Below are 16,045 nucleotides of genomic sequence, written 5' to 3'. Positions count from 1 at the left end.
CTGATCATGACATTGAGATTTAGTTCAAAAAAATCCCCGCTAATTTCTTAGCAGGGATTTGTGTATAAGAGACAGCTTAAAAAGTGGCTTTGTGTTTAAAGAGCTTAATAACCTGATAGCAGGTTGAGTAATAAATTACTCTGCGTCAGCTTCTTTATATTTAGCAGCAGTTTCTGTAATTAACGGCTGTAATTCACCGCGTTGAAACATTTCGATAATAATGTCACAACCACCAACTAATTCGCCATCTACCCATAATTGCGGGAATGTTGGCCAATTTGCGTATGCTGGAAGCTCAGCACGAATGTCTGGATTAAGTAAAATATCAACGTATGCAAATGGTTCACCACATGACATTAACGCTTGCGATGCTTGTGAAGAAAAACCACAATTTGGTAATTTTGGTGACCCTTTCATGAAAAGGATTATTGGGTTTTCTGAAATTTGCTGTTTAATTTTATCAATGGTTTCCATCTACAACCTCAAAGTAACGATAGCTAAATATATTTAGGTCTTGAAAATAACTCATCGTGACCACAAATATATAACTTAAAATGGGCAAATAAAGCCGCAATTGAAATAGTCTTTCGCAATAGCATTGCTGTTTGCTTAAACTTGAGTAAAATACTCAACAATTATAGTAACACTATATTACCGCTTGGTATAGGTAACTGCTCTGTTTCAACAGGCATTACGTATTACCAAATGGACTATCAACCAAAGAAGATGGAGATAAAAAAATGGCATTTGAACTACCGTCACTACCATATGCAATCGACGCACTTGAGCCACATATTTCAAAAGAAACACTAGAGTTTCACCATGGCAAACACCACAACACTTACGTGGTTAAGCTTAATGGTTTAATCCCTGGTACTGAGTTTGAAAACAAATCTCTAGAAGAGATCGTATGTTCATCAGAAGGCGGCGTATTTAACAACGCAGCACAAATCTGGAACCATACTTTTTACTGGAACAGCTTATCTCCAAACGGCGGCGGCGAGCCTACTGGCGCAGTTGCTGATGCAATCAACGCCAAATGGGGTTCTTTTGATGCGTTTAAAGATGCATTAAATGACAAAGCAGTAAATAACTTTGGTTCAAGCTGGACGTGGTTAGTTAAGCTTGCTGATGGTTCACTAGACATCGTTAATACATCTAACGCTGCTACACCATTAACTGATGATGGCGTTACTCCAATCCTTACAGTGGATTTATGGGAACACGCTTACTACATTGATTACCGTAACGTTCGTCCAGATTACCTTAAAGGTTTTTGGTCGCTTGTTAACTGGGAATTCGCGAACGCTAACTTCGCTTAATTAGCCTTTAAACGCTAATGTAAAAAAGACGCTTAGGCGTCTTTTTTTGTTTCTTGTTTATCACACCCAAGCGCCTCATCATTTAATAAAACACTTTTAGTAACATGATCTTTTTTCACTTAAATTTTTAATTTTATTGCACAAAAATACAGATTCGTGACTAGACTTTAAAAGGTAAGCACCTTTTTACAGCGGGTTTCGGAGGTTATTATGACGATTTTTGAGCATTACCAAGCACGATACGAAGCGGCACAGGAAGAAGAATATAGTATCGCTGAATTTCTTGAGATTTGTAAAACCGATAAGTCTGCCTACGCCAGCGCACCAGAACGCCTACTCATGGCAATTGGCGAACCAAACATGGTAGATACCGCAACGGATGCACGACTAAGTCGATTATTTTCAAATAGAGTAGTTGCGCGCTACCCTGCCTTTGCAGATTTTTATGGTATGGAAGACGCCATTGAGCAAATAGTCTCTTATTTAAAACACGCCGCCCAAGGGCTTGAAGAATGCAAACAAGTGCTTTATTTACTTGGACCTGTTGGTGGGGGTAAATCATCCATTGCTGAAAAACTAAAATATTTAATGCAACAAGTACCTATTTATTCAATTAAAGGCTCTCCGGTAAACGACCATCCTCTTGCATTATTTGACCCAATAGAGGACGCCGAGGTACTTAAGCAAGAATACGGTATTAAACCGCGCTACTTAAAAACCATTATGTCCCCTTGGGCTGGCAAACGCTTAAAAGAATTCAATGGTGATATTAGCCAGTTTAGAGTGGTTAAGCGCTACCCCTCAATTTTAAACCAAATATGCATTGCCAAAACCGAACCAGGAGATGAAAACAACCAAGATATTTCGGCGCTAGTGGGTAAAGTAGATATTCGCCAACTTGAGCACTTTGCTCAAAACGATCCTGATGCATACGCCTACTCGGGCTCTTTATGTTTAGCTAACCAAGGGCTGATGGAATTTGTAGAAATGTTTAAAGCACCTATTAAAGTGCTGCATCCTTTACTTACTGCAACCCAAGAGGGTAATTACAACGGCACAGAAGGCATTAGTGCTCTGCCCTTTAATGGCATGATCCTCGCTCACTCTAATGAATCTGAGTGGCAAACTTTTAAAAACAATAAAAACAACGAAGCATTTTTAGACCGTGTTTATATTGTAAAAGTACCTTACTGCTTACGTGTGACTGAAGAAATTAAAATTTACGACAAATTACTTGAGCACAGCGAGCTATACAACGCGCCATGCGCACCAGGTACACTTAAAACATTGGCGCAATTTACGACGCTATCACGTTTAAAAGAGCCAGAAAATTCAAGTATCTATTCAAAAATGCGGGTATACGATGGCGAAACTCTAAAAGACACCGACCCTAAAGCAAAATCGTATCAAGAGTACCGTGATTACGCAGGTGTTGATGAAGGCATGACGGGGCTCTCTACTCGCTTTGCGTTTAAAATTTTATCCCGCGTGTTTAACTTTGATACCACTGAGGTTGCCGCAAACCCAGTGCATTTGTTCTATGTGCTTGAACAACAGATAGAGCGCGAACAATTTTCAAGCGAAATAGAAGAGCGTTATTTAAGCTTTTTAAAAGGCTATTTAATTCCGCAATATGTTGAGTTTATAGGCAAAGAACTGCAAACCGCCTATTTAGAATCGTATTCAGAATACGGACAAAACATTTTTGACCGTTATGTTATTTATGCAGACTTTTGGATACAAGACCAAGAATATCGCGACCCTGATACGGGACAACTATTTGACCGTGAGGCACTTAATGCCGAACTTGAAAAAATAGAAAAGCCGGCGGGTATTTCTAACCCTAAAGATTTCCGAAATGAAATAGTAAACTTTGTATTGCGTGCCCGTGCGCACAACAACGGTAAAAACCCACTATGGACAAGCTACGAAAAACTACGCACGGTAATTGAGAAAAAAATGTTCTCTAATACCGAAGATTTACTCCCTGTTATTTCGTTTAATACTAAAACGTCTGCAGAGGATCAGCAAAAGCACGAAGACTTTGTGAACCGTATGGTCGAAAAAGGCTATACACAAAAACAAGTTCGCTTACTTTCTGAGTGGTATTTACGGGTTAGAAAATCGCAATAACCTTCATAGTCGTAGTATATAGGAGGTCAATATGGCGCATTTTATAGATAGGCGTTTAAACGGAAAAAATAAAAGTACGCTTAATCGCCAGCGCTTTATTAGGCGCTATAAAAAACAAATTAAAGAAGCGGTTTCAGATGCGATTAACAAACGCAGCGTTACCGATTCAAGCTCTGGTGAGAGTATTTCTATTCCACAACGCGATATCAGCGAACCTACATTTCATCAAGGGCAAGGTGGGGATAGAGAACAAATTCACCCAGGCAACGATCAGTTTTCTACAGGTGATAAAATTGAGCGCCCTAAAGGTGGACAAAGCGGCGGTGCCGGTGAAGGTGACGCCAGCGATTCGGGCGAAGGACAAGATGAGTTTGTATTTTCAATATCAAAAGATGAATACCTTGATTTACTGTTTGAAGATTTAGAGCTCCCTAACTTACAAGAAAACCAGCTTGATAAGCTAGTGCAAATGAAAACCCATCGCGCAGGATTTTGTAGCGATGGTATACCTAGCAATATTGACATTGTCCGCTCTCTTCAAGGCTCCCTTGCACGGCGTGTTGCCATGAGTGCAGGTAAAAAACGCCGTTTAAAAGAGCTCGAAGAACAACTTGCTCTGCTGCTTGCTGGTCCACATAACGATAAAGCAGCAATTGCTTTATTACAAAAAGAAATTGCAGCATTAAAAGTGCAAATTAAGTCGGTTCCATTTATTGATAACTACGATTTACGTTTTCGTAATTACGAAAAACGCCCTCACCCCACCAGCAAAGCCGTGATGTTTTGTATTATGGATGTGTCAGGCTCAATGGATCAGCCAACAAAAGACATGGCAAAACGGTTTTATATTTTGCTCTATCAATTTTTAACACGCAGCTATAAAGACATAGAAGTTGTTTATATTCGCCACCACACACAAGCAAAAGAAGTAGACGAGCAAGAGTTTTTTTATTCTCAAGAAACTGGCGGCACTATTGTTTCAAGCGCACTTAAATTAATGAACGAAATAATAAAAGAGCGTTATCACGCAAACGAGTGGAATGTATACGCCGCACAAGCCTCTGATGGCGACAACTGGGCGGACGACACCCCGCAGTGTGGTGAAATTTTACGTAATAAGCTCTTAAGCGCAGTACGCTATTTTGCTTATATTGAAATAACCACTCGTGCTCATCAAAGCCTATGGCGCGAATATGAATCTATAACACACAGCCATAATAATTTCGCCATACAGCATATTCAAAGCGTTGAAGATATTTACCCAATTTTTAGGGAGCTATTTAAAAAAGGTCGTCAACAGCAAAACTCTGCATAGCCTAAAGCGAGGTAGCATTATGAATGATAAACGAATGAGTGATGGCCCAGATTGGACCTTTGATTTATTAGATGAGTACCAAAGTGAAATTGCCCGTGTTGCAGCTCACTACAGGTTAGACACCTACCCTAATCAAATTGAAGTGATAACCGCAGAGCAAATGATGGATGCTTACTCAAGCGTTGGCATGCCTATTGGTTACAGCCATTGGTCTTACGGTAAAAAGTTCATTCAAACAGAGCAAAATTATAAGCGCGGACAAATGGGTCTTGCTTACGAAATAGTGATAAATTCAGACCCTTGTATTGCGTACTTAATGGAAGAAAATACCTTACCTATGCAAGCGCTTGTAATGGCGCACGCATGTTACGGACATAACTCATTTTTTAAAGGTAATTACTTATTTGAAACCTGGACCGATGCTGGCTCAATTATTGATTACTTGGTATTTGCTAAAAACTACATAAGCCGCTGTGAAGAAAAGCACGGTATTACACAAGTAGAAGCCCTGCTCGACTCATGTCATGCATTAATGAATTACGGAGTGGATCGCTACAAACGTCCACAACAAATATCGTTATTTGAAGAACAAAAACGCCAACAAGAGCGTGAAGACTACCTTCAATCGCAAGTAAATGAATTATGGCGGACTATTCCTGAGCAACAGCAAGAAACCAAAAAGAAAGTACGCCATTTTCCTTCTGAACCCCAAGAAAATATTTTGTATTTTATTGAAAAAAATGCCCCATTACTCGATTCTTGGCAACGTGAAGTTATACGTATTGTTCGTAAAATTTCGCAATACTTTTACCCACAAAAACAAACTCAAGTAATGAACGAAGGCTGGGCAACATTTTGGCATTACACCATCCTTAATCACTTATATGATGAGGGAAAGCTCACCGACTCTTTCATGTTAGAGTTTTTACAAAGCCATACCAACGTAGTTTATCAGCCACCTTATAACAGTAAATATTATTCAGGCATTAACCCATATGCTTTAGGCTTTAATATGATGGTGGATATTCGCAGAATATGTGAACACCCAACTGAAGAAGATAAACGCTGGTTTCCTGAATATGCAGGCAGTAATTGGCTAGATACACTGCATTTTGCAATGGAAAACTTTAAAGATGAGAGTTTTATTAGCCAGTTTTTATCGCCTAAGTTAATTCGTGATTTTAAATTATTTACTATTATTGATCATACTAATAATCCCCATTTAGAAATTGGCGCAATACATAACGACAACGGCTATAAAGCTGTAAGAGAAGCGCTCTCAGCGCAGTACAACTTGAGTAATCATGAGCCTAACATTCAAGTATATGACGTTGATATTAGAGGTGACCGTTCACTAACCCTACGCTACGTACCTCATAACAACATTCCTTTAGCAAACTCGCACGAGGAAGTACTTAAGCATCTTTACAGGTTATGGGGCTTTAAAGTAAAACTAGAGAAAGAGTCAAATTCTGGTGAGGTTTCAATGATTGGTCAATGCCCAATAGATGACTCTCGACACACAACACAATAATGAAGAGCAATAAAATTTTCATACTGATTGGGTTTGCCCAGCAGGTTATAAAAACACGGTATTATTTAACCCTAAATTCTGGATATAAAAAATGACGCTTAAGCGTCATTTTTTATATCTTCGTAGGCTATTACTTTATTTCGCCCTGTATTTTTAGACTGGTACAGTGCTTTATCTGCAGCCTCTATCCAGCGCTCATGATTTTTAAAATCATTACTGCTACCAGCCAGCCCTATACTTACCGTCATTGTTATTTCAAAGTGTTTATACTTAACAGGGTTAGTTTCAATCAATACCCTTAAACGCTCAGCAAATACAAAAGCGCCTTCTTTATCTGTATCAAGTAATGTTACTGCAAACTCTTCACCGCCATAGCGCCCTGCAACATCAGTTTCGCGCAGCGTCGTACGTAGTAAGTTAGATAAATGACGAAGCGATTCATCACCACAGCTATGGCCATATTCATCATTTATTTTTTTAAAGTGGTCAATATCAAACATTAATAATGTACTACAGCCACCACTTCGCTTAACTCTCAAAAACTCTTGGCGTAGCGTACCTTCCCAGTGTCCACGGTTTGCAAGCTGCGTTAAGCTATCTGTTTGACTTACTTGTTCTAATTTTTTGTTTAACTCTTCAAGCTCTTTTTTATTTACCGCGACATCTGTTACATCATACAAAATAATACAAATATGGCTAACTTCGCCCATCGTATTTGTAAGAGGGATAAATGTCGCATTTTGATACATGTAATCAGCTTTACCAGTAATAGGTCTATAATTTTTAAACCTAAAAATGTATGGCTGCTGCTCCCAAATCGTAAAAGAGCGGTTTTTTAAAACAAAAACCGATTCTGATTTACTTCTAAACCATTTTTCGTCTATTGCTGGAAATAAATCAAATAGGTCTTTATCTTTTACTGCGCTTGGTAGAAGCCCTGAATGGTTTTCCATAAAACCATTCCATACACACACCTTATAATCTCTATCAAGTACTACAAGGCCTACATCAACGGTATTAAACATATCCATAAGCCAATGGATCTCATTCATTTCTAAATCTGCAGCCATAACTTAATCTTCTAATAGGTAAGCAACTTTATACTTCAAAGTTTTAAGTGAATCTTCAGTAAATAACAGCATGAGGTCGCAATTTATATCATGGTTTTCAATACCGTAACTAATCTCTATAGCAAGGGTGCGTTGCCAACGTGACTTGTTTGATTTAACCAGCTCAGACACATCTCTGTGTTGGCCAAGTACTATGGGGTGCCCTTGGCTAAATGACATATCGAGCTGTTTTGAAAGACCCGTTAAAATAGCGCCTATCAAAATATTACTAATATCCATAAGCAGCTCAAGTTCAATTTTATCGTTTAACTCGCCGTCATAATTCATCAAAGAAGCTATTTCTTTAAAGCTTGAATCATTTAAAAGTAATAGCGCCTCGCCCGAAATGCCACCGCCAATAAAGCCCTGGCACACACCCGATGTAGCTGCATTATTATCTATAGACTGCAGCGCCATATCGAGTTCATTAACTTCCAAAATATTCACATTAGGAATTGGTAGCTCTACAAACACATTAAGAAGACGTGCAAGTAAATCCCCAGCCTGTCCCATAGCAACGTTAGTGAGTTCTTGGTATATATCCCGAACATCAGGGTCGACTTGCTCTCCAAGCGAATGAGAGAGACGCTCACGCATGGCTTTATCTTTAATCCCATGGTGTTCAATTATGCTGGCTAGTTTTTCGGGGGAACATGGTTTTTGAATAAAATCGATAGCACCAAGTTCAAGCACTCTTTGATGTGCACTTGGCTGTATATCACCAGAGACAACAACAGTGAGTATGTTTAGCCCCTGTTCTTTCATAGCGATTAATACTTCATACCCATCCATTTCAGGCATGTTTAAATCGAGAAAAAGTATTTCTGGTTCAATTAACTTTATTTGCTTTATGCAATCAACGCCGTCGAGTGCAAATTCAACTTTAATGTCCCAATCTTCAGGTAATGAACGAGCTAGCTGACGCCTAGCTAATTTTGAGTCATCACATATTAGTACCGATGTTGACATATTATCTCTCTGTTTCTAAACCAGTAATGAGCATTAAAATCATTTTATGATGGTTTTTATTTTTATTATTGAAGATATATTTTGTAACTTCATGTTAATCAAAGTTTAGCACAGTTACAATTTTTATATTGCAGAACTAATCCCAACTTCATTAGGGCGGTATAATCTCTTGGTTACTATAGCGCAGTATAATACACTGACGCCCATTGCGTTAATTTAAAAGGAAATACCTTATGTTACGTTCACTTACCTTTGCTTTGAGCGCATTTTGCTCTGTGGCTATTGCAGCCGATTACCCAGAAAACACGCTAGACATAGGAAAAGTATCTGCACAAGGCAAACCAGTCACTTTATTAGGCAAAGGGATCTCTGTTGGAGATAGCGCGCCAAATTTCAAAGTAGTTGATGACAACTTCATCCCTGTGACACTTGAGGATTACAAAGGCCAAGCTGTATTGATAAGTGTAGTGCCAAGTCTTGATACAGGTATTTGTAGCCTGCAAACTAAGCATTTTAATGAAAAAGTAGCCTCGCAATTTCCAAGTGTTGTAATGCTAACAATTAGTGCTGATTTACCATTTGCTCAAAAGCGTTTTTGCAAAGCTGAAAATATTGATAAAATCACTACGTTATCAGATTCTGTTTGGCGCGATTTTGGCCAAAAATACGGATTGATTATTAAAGATATGGGCTTATTAACGCGAACGGTATTTATTTTAGATGAAAGCCATAACGTCATTTATAAACAATTAGTTAGTAGCCTTTCAACTGAACCAGAATACAACAGCGTAATTGAGAAACTTAAAACGTTGTAAAGCCGATTAAATAGCACTGATTAAGCAATGCTAAACAGCCTTAAAACAAAAAACCGCCAATTGGCGGTTTTTTAATGTGCTTTTATAATTAACCTAAAAGCTCACCAAGTTGTGAACTTACAGCTTCAACAGCTTGTGTACCATCTAGTTTGTGGTATTGAGTATTACCAGCAGCAGCTTCTGCTTGGTAGTAATCAACTAATGGCATAGTTTGCTCGTGATAAATACCTAAACGTTTACGTACTGTTTCTTCAGTATCGTCAGCGCGAACAATTAAGTCATCTCCAGTTTCGTTGTCTTTACCTTCCACTTTTGGCGGGTTATAAACAATGTGATAAACACGGCCAGAACCAGGATGAACACGACGTCCGCCCATACGCTCAACAATTACTTCATCCGCAACGTCAAATTCAATAACGTGATCAACCACTACGCCATTTTCTTTCATTGCATCGGCTTGAGGAATTGTGCGTGGGAAACCATCAAGTAAAAAACCTTTCTCACAATCCGCTTTAGTAATACGTTCTTTTACTAAACCAATAATAATATCATCAGAAATTAGTTGACCAGCATCCATTACTTTTTTTGCTTCTAAGCCTAATGGAGTGCCTTCTTTAATTGCTGCACGTAACATATCGCCAGTAGAAATTTGTGGAATACCGTATTTGTCCATTAAAAACTGAGCTTGAGTACCTTTACCGGCACCTGGAGCGCCCAAAAGAATAATGCGCATATTATTGTCCCCTAGTATGGATATTTATTTTAAAGCCTGAATTCTTCCACAAGCGCCGCCGATACTCAAGCAACTTATACTAATTGATGAGTCGTTGATGCATTTACAGCGCATTAAAAAAGGGAACATACGTTCCCTTTTATTTAAAGCATATAATTTACACTTTTATTAACTAAATAAATAGCTAACTGACTACTTGCTTAGTTCAAGCATAAGCTTGTTTAAGCGAGTAACAAATCCAGTTGGATCTTTAAGTGTACCGCGCTCTGCAAGTAATGCTTGGTCTAGTAAAACATGTGACCACTGTGAAAACTTATCTTCGTCTTGCTCGTCATTTAAATGCTTAACAAGTTGGTGTTCTGGGTTTAGCTCAAACACAGGTTTCGCTTCAGGGGCTGCTTGACCAACAGATTCCATTAGCTTTTGCATTTGTGAGCTCATGTCGTTGTCGTCGCTTACAACACATGCTGGAGAGTCTGTTAAGCGGTGCGTAAAGCGTACTTCTTTAACGTCATCACCTAGTGCTGTTTTAATACGCTCAACAAGGCCAGCCATCTCTTTTTCAGACTCTTCTTGTGCTTTTTTAGTCTCTTCGTCGTCCAGCTTACCTAAATCTAAATCACCACGTGTGATTGACTGTAGTTGCTTATCAGCAAATTCAGTTAAGTGGCTCATCATCCACTCGTCAACACGGTCACTTAGTAACAATACTTCAATCCCTTTTTTGCGGAAAATCTCTAAATGAGGAGAATTTTTCGCAGAAGTAAATGTATCAGCTACTACATAGTAAATTTTGTCTTGGCCTTCGTTCATACGTTCAACATATTGCTCAAGCGACACATCTTGCGTTTCTGAATCAGTATGAGTAGAAGAAAAGCGTAATAACTTACATACGGCTTCTTTATTTGCCGCATCTTCAGCTGGGCCTTCTTTCATTACTTGGCCAAACTCATTCCAAAATACTTGGTAATCGTCAGCTTTGTTTTTAGCCATACGCTCAAGCATTTTAATAATGCGCGATGTACACCCTTTACGAATAGCTTGCGTTACTTTGTTGTCTTGTAGAATTTCGCGAGATACGTTTAGAGGTAAATCGTTTGAATCTAGTAAACCTTTTACAAAGCGAAGGTAGCTTGGCATGAACTGCTCAGCATCATCCATTACAAATACACGTTGTACGTAAAGCTTTAAGCCACTTTGACGTTCACGGTTCCATAAATCAAAAGGTGCTTTTTTAGGAATGTATAAAAGGCTCGTGTATTCAGTTTTACCTTCAACCTTATTATGTGCCCAGCTAAGTGGATCTTCCCAGTCGTGGCTTACGTGCTTGTAAAACTCTTTGTATTCTTCATCAGAAAGCTCTGACTTATCACGCGTCCACAATGCAGTTGCGCGGTTAATACTTTCCCACTCACCTGGTACTGCTGGAATTTTTTCGCCGTCTTCGCCTTCAGACTCTGGTACTTCTGCTTTAAACATTTGTACCGGTGTTGAAATATGGTCTGAGTATTTAGTAACAATGCCGCGCAGGCGGTAATCGTCAGCAAATTCTTTTTCTTCATCACGAAGATGTAAAATAATGTCGGTACCACGGCCTTCTTTTTCAATTTCTTGAAGCGTGTATTCGCCTTCACCTTGAGATTCCCACTCGTAAGCAGTTGTTTCACCCGCTTTACGTGTACGAACAGTTACTAAATCGGCAACAATAAATGCTGAGTAAAAACCAACACCAAATTGACCAATTAACTGTGAATCTTTACTTTGATCACCCGTTAAGTTTTTGAAAAACTCAGCAGTACCCGACTTTGCAATAGTACCCAATGAGCTAATTACTTCATCACGTGTCATACCAATACCATTATCAGAAATGGTAATTGTATTTGCTTCTTTATCTGCGCTAATACGAACACGTAAATCGGCATCACCTTGGTAAAGGTCGCCTTGAGATAGCGCTAAAAAGCGTAACTTGTCTGCTGCATCTGATGCGTTTGACACAAGTTCGCGTAAAAATATTTCTTTATTAGAATAAAGAGAATGAATCATTAAGTTTAATAATTGTTTTACTTCTGTTTGAAAGCCTAATGTTTCTTTTTGTGCTGCAGTCATTTATATATCTCCAATTTGCAAAGTGTCTGCGTTATGCACTTAATATGGGGTGAGGTGTTAGAACTTCAAGGGAAAAATCAAAAAAAGGTGAAACGAAAAAATAGAATATCTCGTTTATCTAAAATGGGTGCGGACAATTAATATGAATCTTTTCACCTGTTGTTGGATGTTCAAAATATAAATCGCTGGCATGTAATTGTAAGCGTCCTGCCATGTACTCACTTTGCGCACTTTTATATAAATCACAGCCTAAAATTGGGTGCCCTATAAACTGGCTGTGTATTCGTAATTGATGGGTACGTCCGGTAACGGGCGTAAATTGCACTAAGGTTCTGCACGGTTGTTTAAGCCGCTCAAGCACACTGTATTCACTCACCGCTACTTTGCCCGTCGTTTGGCAAATTTTAACTCGCGGAAAAAGCAGTTTATCTTTTGCTATTGGTGCAGTAATTTCCCCCTCATCAACAGCTAAGCTACCCTCTAACATGGCTACATAACGCTTTTGGATAGTACGCGCCTGAAACTGTTTATTAAGATGCTTTGATGCTTTGGCGTTTAATCCAACAATCATAATGCCCGATGTACCCAAATCTAACCGATGCGGTAACTTAGCCTCAGTAAATGCGGCTGTTAACCCTTTTTGACCATGTACTAAACGGTAATGTACTGAGTCCCAGTTAAGCGGATTCTTACCAGACAAACTTAATAACCCACTGGGTTTATTGATCAGTAAAATATCATCATCTTGATATAATATTTCAATAAACCCGTCGCACTTAGGCGCTACAAAGTCATCAACAATCATTTGTGACTCTACTGGTGTATCCAATATTGAGTTAGCCATTAAATTAATCAATATCTTTTGAATGAAGCGCTTTTAAAGCCAATACTTGCTCACGCAAATCGTCTGCTACTACTTTGTCAGCGGCAATCGGGGTACCTACTGCAACCGACACCAAAGACCATTTTAATCGTGGTAGTTGCCACTTAGCTTTTCGGCTAAACATACTTCCCCACAGGCCCCCTAAATGCACAGGAATAACAGGCACAGGTGAGCGCTCAATAATGCGCTCGATTCCACGGCGAAAAATATCGATAGAGCCGTCACTGGTTAGTTTTCCTTCAGGGAAAATACCAACAAGTTCACCTTTATTAAGCGCAGCAGCCACTTCGTCAAACGCTTTTTTAAACGCTTCCGGATTGGTTTTTTCACTGTTAATGGGAATAGCTTTGGCCATTTTAAATAACCAATGTAGGGCTGGCGAATAATAAATAGGGGCAAATACCATAAATCGGATAGGCCTTGGTGATGCTGCTAAAATAAACATCCAATCGACAAAGCTCACGTGATTACACACTATAACGGCAGCGCCTTCATCTGGAATATTACTTTCACCTTTTGTACGCACTCTGTACATACAAATAGCCAAAATATAAATAACAAACCGTAAAAAGAACTCAGGCACCTTGGTATAAATATAAACAGAAATAAGCAGGTTTAGCCCAGCAAGTAACAGTAGCAGCTCTGAAATACTCCACTGAAAAACAGACAGTGTTACAATGCTCAAAATAGCACTGCCCACCATAAACAGTGCATTTAATACATTGTTAGCCGCTATAACGCGAGAACGACTCGACTCTTCAGTACGCTGTTGAATAAGCGCATAAAGCGGTACAGTGTAAAAACCAGCGCCAATACCAATGCCTGCCATCCATACAAAATGCCACAACATATCGCCTGTTTTTAATACCTGCTCAAGTGTTAATGATTGAGTATTTTGAGGCATATACGCGCTAATAGCGCTCTCTTGGCTCAGTAAGTATAAAAACAAGGTAATTAAAATAGCGCCAAAAGGCACAATCCCTAATTCTATACGAGAGCGAGAAAGCTTTTCACACAATAACGATCCAATGGCAATGCTCAGTGAAAACACAACAAGCGCACTCGTTACTACAAGCTCATCGCCCCCCATTGTGTGTTTTACATAGTTCGGTAGTGACGTTAAAACGATTGCACCAATTAACCAAAACCAACTGATCCCAAGTACCGATTTACCAACCGATTCTGTTTGCGAATTAAGTGCTGAAAATACGTTTTTTGTGGATGAAAATATATTATAAGTAAATTTTAAATTAGGCTCGTTTGCCTCACTAATGGGTATAAAGCGACTACTCACATAACCCATAACGGCCAGTACTAATACTGCGAGACTTATAACTGTGGGCCCTACTGATTGAGTAATATAGTAAGTACCAAAGATTGTACCCATTAGAATTGCTACAAACGTGCCTGATTCAACCAAGCCATTCGCTTTTGTTAATTCGTTAGGGGCTACGTGCTGCGGTAAAATAGAGTACTTTAATGGACCAAAAAACGTACTTTGTACGCCCATTAAAAATACGGTGGCTAACATCAGCCAAAGATACTGCGTTAAAATAGAGACAGCCCCTACAACCATAATAGGGATTTCACATAGCTTTACGATTCTGATTAGTTTGGATTTTTCTGTTTTTTCAGCTAGCTGCCCCGCCATCCCTGAAAATAAAAAGAAAGGTAGGATAAATAACCCAGCAGCAATATTTGAATAAAGTGCGCCATCAGCAAGCGTTGCAGCCTGGAATATCAATAAAATAAGCACTGATTGCTTATACACGTTATCGTTAATCGCTGAGAAAAACTGCGTAATAAAAAGCGGTAAAAAACGCTTACTACCCAGTAATGTACCTTGGTAGGGTTGATTATCTTTCATTGTATTCCTTACTAATTAGAGACATAGCCCAAAAATATATTATACCAATTTGTTTAATTAAATGATCTATTTTGAGGGCGGAAAAACGTGTTGATAGCTAGGCAAAAAATTCGCTATTTAGTTGTTCTAAATGAGAATTTTTTAACGCAGGTAGCGACACGTTTAGCCCCGCAAAATGATTAAGTATTATTGCGGATTGGTATTAGATTGCTTCTAAGCTTACCTTAAAAACAAAAAAGCCTACATAATTTAATCATGTAGGCTTTTATAATATCTTTTCAAATAGTGACTTAGAGTTAGTCTTGTGTAACTAAACGCCTGCCGCTAAAAGCATGCATAAGCGTTCTACCATCTACTAAATCAAGCTCGCCCCCCACAGGAATACCGTGAGCAATACGCGAAGCACCTACTTTATATTTATGACAAAGCTGAGCAATATAATGAGCAGTAGTGTCGCCTTCAACGGTAGGGTTAGTCGCTAAAATAACCTCATTAATACCGCCTTGAGCAAGTTTTTGCTCTAAAACATCTAAGCCAATTTCTTTAGGGCCGATACCGTCAATTGGCGATAAATGACCCATTAAAACAAAGTATAGCCCTAAGTACTGACCCGTTTGCTCAATTGCAAGCACGTCAGTAGGCGATTCAACAACACATAATATGCCGCTGTCTTGGCGTTTTGTACTTAAACAAATATCGCACTGAGCTTGTTCGCAAAAAGTACGACAAGACCGACAATGCCCTATGGCTGTCATTGCTTTAGTCAATGCATTACCAAGCTGAGTGCCTCCCTTTCGGTCGCGCTCAAGCAAGTGAAAAGCAATACGTTGCGCTGACTTTGGACCAATGCCCGGTTGACAGCGCAGTGCTTCTATAAGCTGATTTAAACTATCTGAAAGTTGCATTATTTACTTAAAACGGCATTTTCATACCTGGTGGTAATTGCATACCGCCAGTTACTTTACCCATGCGCTCTTGTGTTTCTTCTGCAACACGGCGTACAGCATCGTTACATGCTGCTGCAAGTAAGTCTTCAATCATGTCTTTGTCGTCTTCCATAAGGCTTTCATCAAGCTGAACACGACGTACATTGTGGTTACCAAGCATGGTTACTTTAACTAAACCGGCACCGGCTTCGCCAACAACTTCTAATGTTGCGATTTCGTCTTGGGCTTTTTGCATGCGATCTTGCATTTGCTGCGCTTGCTTCATCATGTTGCCCATTCCACCTTTAAACATAACTTTCTCTCTTTCTTTTA

14 protein-coding genes are annotated in these 16,045 nt (G+C 39.1%); 5 read left to right on the top strand and 9 right to left on the bottom strand.

The features are described from left to right. Positions 1–135: 135 nt before the first annotated feature. Positions 136–474 carry a Grx4 family monothiol glutaredoxin gene (locus I6F54_RS17760; protein ID WP_004335359.1) on the bottom strand — a complete coding sequence of 113 codons (339 nt, stop codon included), beginning with the start codon at positions 472–474 and terminating at the stop codon, positions 136–138. 266 nt (positions 475–740) lie between these two features. On the opposite strand from I6F54_RS17760, the gene I6F54_RS17755 reads away from it, so the two are divergent. The 4 genes from I6F54_RS17755 (at position 741) to I6F54_RS17740 (ending at position 6,304) form a co-directional block, all read left to right on the top strand. Then, positions 741–1,322: a superoxide dismutase gene (locus I6F54_RS17755; protein WP_002960323.1), complete on the top strand. Its 582-nt coding sequence runs from the start codon at positions 741–743 to the stop codon at positions 1,320–1,322. Between the two features lie 210 nt (positions 1,323–1,532). Then, positions 1,533–3,455, top strand: a complete 1,923-nt coding sequence (locus I6F54_RS17750; RefSeq protein WP_165728232.1) for a PrkA family serine protein kinase — start codon at positions 1,533–1,535, stop codon at positions 3,453–3,455. Between the two features lie 31 nt (positions 3,456–3,486). Beyond that, a complete protein-coding gene (locus tag I6F54_RS17745) occupies positions 3,487–4,770 on the top strand; it encodes a YeaH/YhbH family protein (protein ID WP_024605317.1) in 1,284 nt (427 codons plus the stop codon). Positions 4,771–4,789: 19 nt separating this feature from the next. Then, positions 4,790–6,304: a SpoVR family protein gene (locus I6F54_RS17740; RefSeq protein ID WP_197142485.1), complete on the top strand. Its 1,515-nt coding sequence runs from the start codon at positions 4,790–4,792 to the stop codon at positions 6,302–6,304. 98 nt (positions 6,305–6,402) lie between these two features. Here the strand turns inward: I6F54_RS17740 and I6F54_RS17735 are convergent, their stop codons facing one another. Continuing rightward, complete coding sequence (locus I6F54_RS17735; RefSeq protein ID WP_024592692.1) at positions 6,403–7,374, bottom strand: sensor domain-containing diguanylate cyclase; 972 nt, start codon at positions 7,372–7,374, stop codon at positions 6,403–6,405. Positions 7,375–7,377: 3 nt separating this feature from the next. Then, on the bottom strand, positions 7,378–8,382 hold the full coding sequence (locus I6F54_RS17730) for a response regulator (protein ID WP_007584074.1): 1,005 nt from the start codon (positions 8,380–8,382) through the stop codon (positions 7,378–7,380). A gap of 233 nt (positions 8,383–8,615) precedes the next feature. Here I6F54_RS17730 and tpx point away from each other — a divergent pair, with 233 nt between their 5' ends. Further along, positions 8,616–9,197: a thiol peroxidase gene (gene tpx / locus I6F54_RS17725; RefSeq protein WP_024598337.1), complete on the top strand. Its 582-nt coding sequence runs from the start codon at positions 8,616–8,618 to the stop codon at positions 9,195–9,197. Between the two features lie 88 nt (positions 9,198–9,285). On the opposite strand, the gene adk is transcribed toward tpx, so the two are convergent. From adk to I6F54_RS17695, 6 genes are all read right to left on the bottom strand, one after another. Continuing rightward, positions 9,286–9,930, bottom strand: a complete 645-nt coding sequence (gene adk, locus I6F54_RS17720) for an adenylate kinase (RefSeq protein WP_007584076.1) — start codon at positions 9,928–9,930, stop codon at positions 9,286–9,288. 192 nt (positions 9,931–10,122) lie between these two features. After that, positions 10,123–12,036, bottom strand: coding sequence for a molecular chaperone HtpG (gene htpG, locus I6F54_RS17715; RefSeq protein ID WP_007584077.1), 1,914 nt, complete (start codon positions 12,034–12,036; stop codon positions 10,123–10,125). 118 nt (positions 12,037–12,154) lie between these two features. Continuing rightward, the gene (locus I6F54_RS17710) at positions 12,155–12,880 is read right to left on the bottom strand and encodes an RluA family pseudouridine synthase (RefSeq protein ID WP_165728230.1); all 726 of its coding nucleotides are present in this window, start codon (positions 12,878–12,880) and stop codon (positions 12,155–12,157) included. A gap of 4 nt (positions 12,881–12,884) precedes the next feature. Beyond that, positions 12,885–14,786 (bottom strand): MFS transporter, encoded by a 1,902-nt coding sequence (locus I6F54_RS17705; protein ID WP_197142482.1) that lies wholly within the window; start codon positions 14,784–14,786, stop codon positions 12,885–12,887. A 296-nt stretch (positions 14,787–15,082) separates the two neighbouring features. Beyond that, positions 15,083–15,691: a recombination mediator RecR gene (gene recR / locus I6F54_RS17700; protein WP_165728228.1), complete on the bottom strand. Its 609-nt coding sequence runs from the start codon at positions 15,689–15,691 to the stop codon at positions 15,083–15,085. Positions 15,692–15,698: 7 nt separating this feature from the next. After that, on the bottom strand, positions 15,699–16,025 hold the full coding sequence (locus I6F54_RS17695) for a YbaB/EbfC family nucleoid-associated protein (protein ID WP_002962306.1): 327 nt from the start codon (positions 16,023–16,025) through the stop codon (positions 15,699–15,701). Positions 16,026–16,045 lie beyond the last annotated feature (20 nt).

The sequence above is a fragment of the Pseudoalteromonas sp. SWXJZ10B genome, from assembly GCF_015864475.1.
Classification (GTDB): Bacteria; Pseudomonadota; Gammaproteobacteria; order Enterobacterales; family Alteromonadaceae; genus Pseudoalteromonas; species Pseudoalteromonas arctica.
Note: the sequence above shows the minus strand (reverse complement) of the source record. Positions and strands in the feature narration are given on the sequence as shown.

What these genes read in the sequence shown, in the direction of transcription:
- I6F54_RS17760 (WP_004335359.1), bottom strand. Translation starts at nt 474, where the DNA reads ATGGAAACCATTGATAAAATTAAACAGCAAATTTCAGAAAACCCAATA.
- I6F54_RS17755 (WP_002960323.1), top strand. Translation starts at nt 741, where the DNA reads ATGGCATTTGAACTACCGTCACTACCATATGCAATCGACGCACTTGAG.
- I6F54_RS17750 (WP_165728232.1), top strand. Translation starts at nt 1,533, where the DNA reads ATGACGATTTTTGAGCATTACCAAGCACGATACGAAGCGGCACAGGAA.
- I6F54_RS17745 (WP_024605317.1), top strand. Translation starts at nt 3,487, where the DNA reads ATGGCGCATTTTATAGATAGGCGTTTAAACGGAAAAAATAAAAGTACG.
- I6F54_RS17740 (WP_197142485.1), top strand. Translation starts at nt 4,790, where the DNA reads ATGAATGATAAACGAATGAGTGATGGCCCAGATTGGACCTTTGATTTA.
- I6F54_RS17735 (WP_024592692.1), bottom strand. Translation starts at nt 7,374, where the DNA reads ATGGCTGCAGATTTAGAAATGAATGAGATCCATTGGCTTATGGATATG.
- I6F54_RS17730 (WP_007584074.1), bottom strand. Translation starts at nt 8,382, where the DNA reads ATGTCAACATCGGTACTAATATGTGATGACTCAAAATTAGCTAGGCGT.
- tpx (WP_024598337.1), top strand. Translation starts at nt 8,616, where the DNA reads ATGTTACGTTCACTTACCTTTGCTTTGAGCGCATTTTGCTCTGTGGCT.
- adk (WP_007584076.1), bottom strand. Translation starts at nt 9,930, where the DNA reads ATGCGCATTATTCTTTTGGGCGCTCCAGGTGCCGGTAAAGGTACTCAA.
- htpG (WP_007584077.1), bottom strand. Translation starts at nt 12,036, where the DNA reads ATGACTGCAGCACAAAAAGAAACATTAGGCTTTCAAACAGAAGTAAAA.
- I6F54_RS17710 (WP_165728230.1), bottom strand. Translation starts at nt 12,880, where the DNA reads ATGGCTAACTCAATATTGGATACACCAGTAGAGTCACAAATGATTGTT.
- I6F54_RS17705 (WP_197142482.1), bottom strand. Translation starts at nt 14,786, where the DNA reads ATGAAAGATAATCAACCCTACCAAGGTACATTACTGGGTAGTAAGCGT.
- recR (WP_165728228.1), bottom strand. Translation starts at nt 15,691, where the DNA reads ATGCAACTTTCAGATAGTTTAAATCAGCTTATAGAAGCACTGCGCTGT.
- I6F54_RS17695 (WP_002962306.1), bottom strand. Translation starts at nt 16,025, where the DNA reads ATGTTTAAAGGTGGAATGGGCAACATGATGAAGCAAGCGCAGCAAATG.